General features: G+C 69.8%; 4 protein-coding genes. 2 read left to right on the top strand and 2 right to left on the bottom strand.

Going from position 1 to position 3567, the window contains the following annotated elements; translation table 11 throughout:
* The first annotated feature begins 218 nt into the window (after window positions 1-218).
* Both D588_RS0112530 and D588_RS0112525 read left to right on the top strand, forming a co-directional pair.
* A complete protein-coding gene (locus tag D588_RS0112530; RefSeq protein ID WP_010343505.1) occupies window positions 219-938 on the top strand; it encodes a pseudouridine synthase in 720 nt (239 codons plus the stop codon).
* Window positions 939-1071: 133 nt separating this feature from the next.
* Window positions 1072-2139: a sensor domain-containing diguanylate cyclase gene (locus tag D588_RS0112525; protein ID WP_017909939.1), complete on the top strand. Its 1068-nt coding sequence runs from the start codon at window positions 1072-1074 to the stop codon at window positions 2137-2139.
* 281 nt (window positions 2140-2420) lie between these two features.
* Here D588_RS0112525 and D588_RS0112520 read toward each other — a convergent pair whose 3' ends face one another.
* The gene (locus D588_RS0112520; RefSeq protein WP_017916225.1) at window positions 2421-3368 is read right to left on the bottom strand and encodes a DMT family transporter; all 948 of its coding nucleotides are present in this window, start codon (window positions 3366-3368) and stop codon (window positions 2421-2423) included.
* 52 nt (window positions 3369-3420) lie between these two features.
* The coding region (locus tag D588_RS27255; RefSeq protein WP_198526765.1) for a 2-keto-3-deoxygluconate permease at window positions 3421-3567 on the bottom strand (147 nt) is incomplete at its 5' end.

Genomic DNA, 3567 nt, shown 5'->3' with positions numbered 1-3567 from the left:
CGGCCCGCGCCCGGCCGGCCGCTTCGCCGCCGACCGGCCGCCGCGCAAGGGGCCGCCGAAGCGCTGAGAGGCCGGGAACAGGGAGTAGGGAATCGGGAATGGGGGGCGTCCCCGCTGCCGCTCCCTGCCGTCGTTCCCGACGTTAGCCATGGCCCAGCCGGCAGCAGCCCGCTGTTGCCATTCCCCATTCCCAACTCCCCATTCCCAGCTCCCAGCCCATGTCCGTCCGCCTCAACAAGCACATCGCCGAGACCGGTTTTTGCTCGCGCCGGGAGGCCGATCGGCTGATCGCCGCGCGCCGGGTCACCGTCAACGGCCAGCCGGGTGGGGTCGGTTCGGTGGTGGGCGAGGGCGACGAGGTCAAGGTCGACGGGCAGCCGTTGCGCGCTCGCGCCAAGGCCAAGAGCGGGCGCCGCCACGTCTACATCGCGCTGAACAAGCCGGTCGGGGTGACCTGCACCACCGAGAGCGCGGTCAAGGGCAACATCGTCGACTTCGTCGGCCACGAGCAGCGCATCTTCCCGATCGGGCGCCTGGACAAGGAGTCCGAGGGGCTGATCCTGATGACCAGCAACGGCGACATCGTCAACGAGATCCTGCGCGCGGAGAACCGCCATCAGAAGGAATACCTGGTGGCGGTGAACAAGCCGGTCACCGACGAATTCCTGCGCGGCATGGCGCGCGGCGTGCGCGTGCACGACCAGATGACCCTGCCGTGTCGCACCGCGCGGATCGCCAAGTTCGGCTTCCGCATCGTGCTGGAGCAGGGACTCAACCGGCAGATCCGCTTGATGGCCGCGGCGTTCGACTACCGGGTCACCCAGTTGCGCCGCGTGCGCATCGACAACATCAAGCTCGGCGCGCTGAAGCCGGGCCAGTGGCGCAATCTTACCGAACAGGAACTGCGCGGCCTGCTGCCGCAGCGCCAGGAGTGGTAACCACGTCGCAGTGTCGGCGTTCGGCTGACGCCGCGCGGCCCAACCGTACAGGCGGCGCGCCCGCCAGGGCTGGCGTCCGCCGCGGATTTGGCCATACTGCGCAACGCGAACCATCGCCGCCGCCGGGTATTCCGTGATCAAGCCCCGCAAGCCCGACAACGAAGCCGCACGCCTGCAGGCGTTGCACGCATTGCAGATCCTGGACACCGAACCGGAAGCGTCCTACGACGATCTGGTCGGCATCGCCGCCAAGCTGTGCGACACGCCCTCGGCGCTGATCTCGCTGGTCGACGACGAGCGCCAGTGGCTGAAGGCGCAGCGCAACGTGTGCCTGTTGAGCACTGCGCGCGACGAGTCGTTCTGCGGCCATACCATCCTGACCCCGGAGCAGGTCATGGTGGTCGCCGACGCCACCGCCGATGCGCGCTTCCAGCACAATCCGCTGGTCACCGAGGGCGGGGTGCGCTTCTACGCCGGCGCGCCGCTGCTGACCCGCGATGGCCTGCCGGTCGGCACGGTGTGCGTGCTCGACAACCGTCCGCGCACCCTGCAGCCGGAACAACTGGCGGCGCTGCAGGCGCTGTCGCGGCAGGTGATGCAGCTGATCGAACTGCGCCGCAGCAGCCATGCGCTGGCGCTGCAGTTGCGCGAACGCGCCTGGTACGAGCAGCAGCTGCTGCAGTACCAGGAATCGCTGGAATCGCTCAACGCCGAACTGCTGGAACAGGCGCGCACCGATCCGCTGACCGGCCTGCTCAACCGCCGCGCCTTCGCCACCGCGTTGATGATCCATGCCGAGGCGGCGCAGCCGGGTTCGGCGCCGCTCAGCGTGGCGATCCTGGATCTGGACTACTTCAAGAGCGTCAACGACCTGCATGGTCACGACAAGGGCGATGAGGCGCTGCTGGCGCTGGCCGACATGCTGCGCGCGCGCCTGCCGCCCGAGAGCGTCGTGGCGCGCTACGGCGGCGGCGAGTTCGCGCTGTTGCTGCCGGGGATGGACGCGGCGCAGGCCATGCGCGCCTGCGAGCGCCTGCGCCAGGACACCAGTCTGCTGCAGCTCGGCGTGTCGCTCACCGCCAGCATCGGCGTGGCCACGCTGCAGGGACGCGAAAGCGCCGAGGACCTGCTCAAGCGTGCCGACCAGGGCCTGTACCAGGCCAAGCGTGCCGGCCGCGATTGCGTGTCGCTGGCGGCGTAAGTACGCCACGTCAACGTGGGACGATCCTCGGGATCCTCGTTCCACGGGAAAAAGTTCCCCGCAGGGGGAGGGCGCGTCGCCTCGCGAAGGCAGATTACGCAGACGCTTTCGCGCCGTACCCTCACCCCAACCCCTCTCCCGGGGGGAGAGGGGCTAGAAGTACCGCGCCTCCCCGAACATACCGCATCGTTTGAGTTGGGCCTGCGGTCATGCCGCAAATGCGCAGGATGGGGCCAATCCCCAATCCCCAATCCCCAATCCCGAAGTGAGCGCCCCCGCGCTCACTCCACCACGTTCTTCGCCTCGCAGGTGGCCAGCAGCTCCGGGTGCTGCACCGGACGCGTGCGGGTCAGCAGCGGATGCAGGAACACCGCGCCCAGGATCACCGCCACGCCGAGGTAGAACAGCCCGGTGAGCTGGCGCTGCTCGTCCAGCAGCACTATCGCGAACACGATCGCGTAGACCGGTTCCAGGTTGGTGACCAGTTGCACCGCGTAGGCGCTGAGCCGGCGCAATGCGACCAGGGCCAGGGCGAACGGCAGCAGCGTGCACAGCAGCGCCAGCGCCAGCAGCAGCGCGGTGTCGTGCAGGCTGGGCAGCACCAGCAAGGGCCCGCTCAACGCCGGCAGCACGAACGGCAGCAACGGCGCCAGCGCGGTCAGGGTCAGGGTGCCGGCGCCCAGTTCCAGTGCGGTCACGGTCAGCGGATCGGCATGGTCGACCAGGCGCTTGTTGAGCGAGCCGAAGGCCGCCACCAGCAGCGCCGACACCGCGCCGACGGCGACACCGGCACGCATCCCGTGTGGCACTCCGCCGACCACCAGGGCCACGCCGGGCAGTACCGCCAGGCCGAAGGCCAGTTCGCTGGGACGGAACGGCCGTTTCGCCACCCACGGTTCGATCACCGCGGTGAACACCGGCGCCAGCGCGATGCAGGTCGCCGCGACCGAGGCGTTGGCAAGCTTGATCGCGCCGTAGAACGTGAGCCAGTGCAGGCCGACCAAGGCGCCGACCACCGCGTAGCCGAGCGCCAGTTTCGGCGTCAGCGCCGCCAGGCCGCGCCACACCCGCGGCAGCAGCGCCAGCGCCGCCACCACCATCAGCATCCGCCACCACACCAGCGGCAGCGCGGGCAGGGTGATCAGCTTGCCGAGAATCGCGGTGATCCCCCACAGCAGGACGCAGAAATGGATTTGCAGCTGGGCTTTGGTGGTGGGGTGCATCGGCATCCGCGTATTGTCGCGCAAAGCGCGCCGCGACGGTCGCGGATCGGCACGCGGGTCAGGCGTCTGGCGCCGGCGGCGACGCGGTCCGCGCCATCCTGCGCGCATAGGCGGCGGTGAGCGGCGGCACCAGCAGCGCCGTCACCACCACCGAAGTCGCCACCAGTGCGGTCGCGGCCGGCGCGGTGGCCCGGAACTGCGGCGC

Source organism: Xanthomonas sp. SHU 308 (genome assembly GCF_000364645.1).
In the GTDB taxonomy this organism is placed as follows: Bacteria; Pseudomonadota; Gammaproteobacteria; order Xanthomonadales; family Xanthomonadaceae; genus Xanthomonas_A; species Xanthomonas_A sontii.
Note: the sequence above shows the minus strand (reverse complement) of the source record. Positions and strands in the feature narration are given on the sequence as shown.

Coding starts and splice junctions, on each gene's coding strand:
- D588_RS0112530 (WP_010343505.1), top strand. CDS start 219: ATGTCCGTCCGCCTCAACAAGCACATCGCCGAGACCGGTTTTTGCTCG.
- D588_RS0112520 (WP_017916225.1), bottom strand. CDS start 3,368: ATGCCGATGCACCCCACCACCAAAGCCCAGCTGCAAATCCATTTCTGC.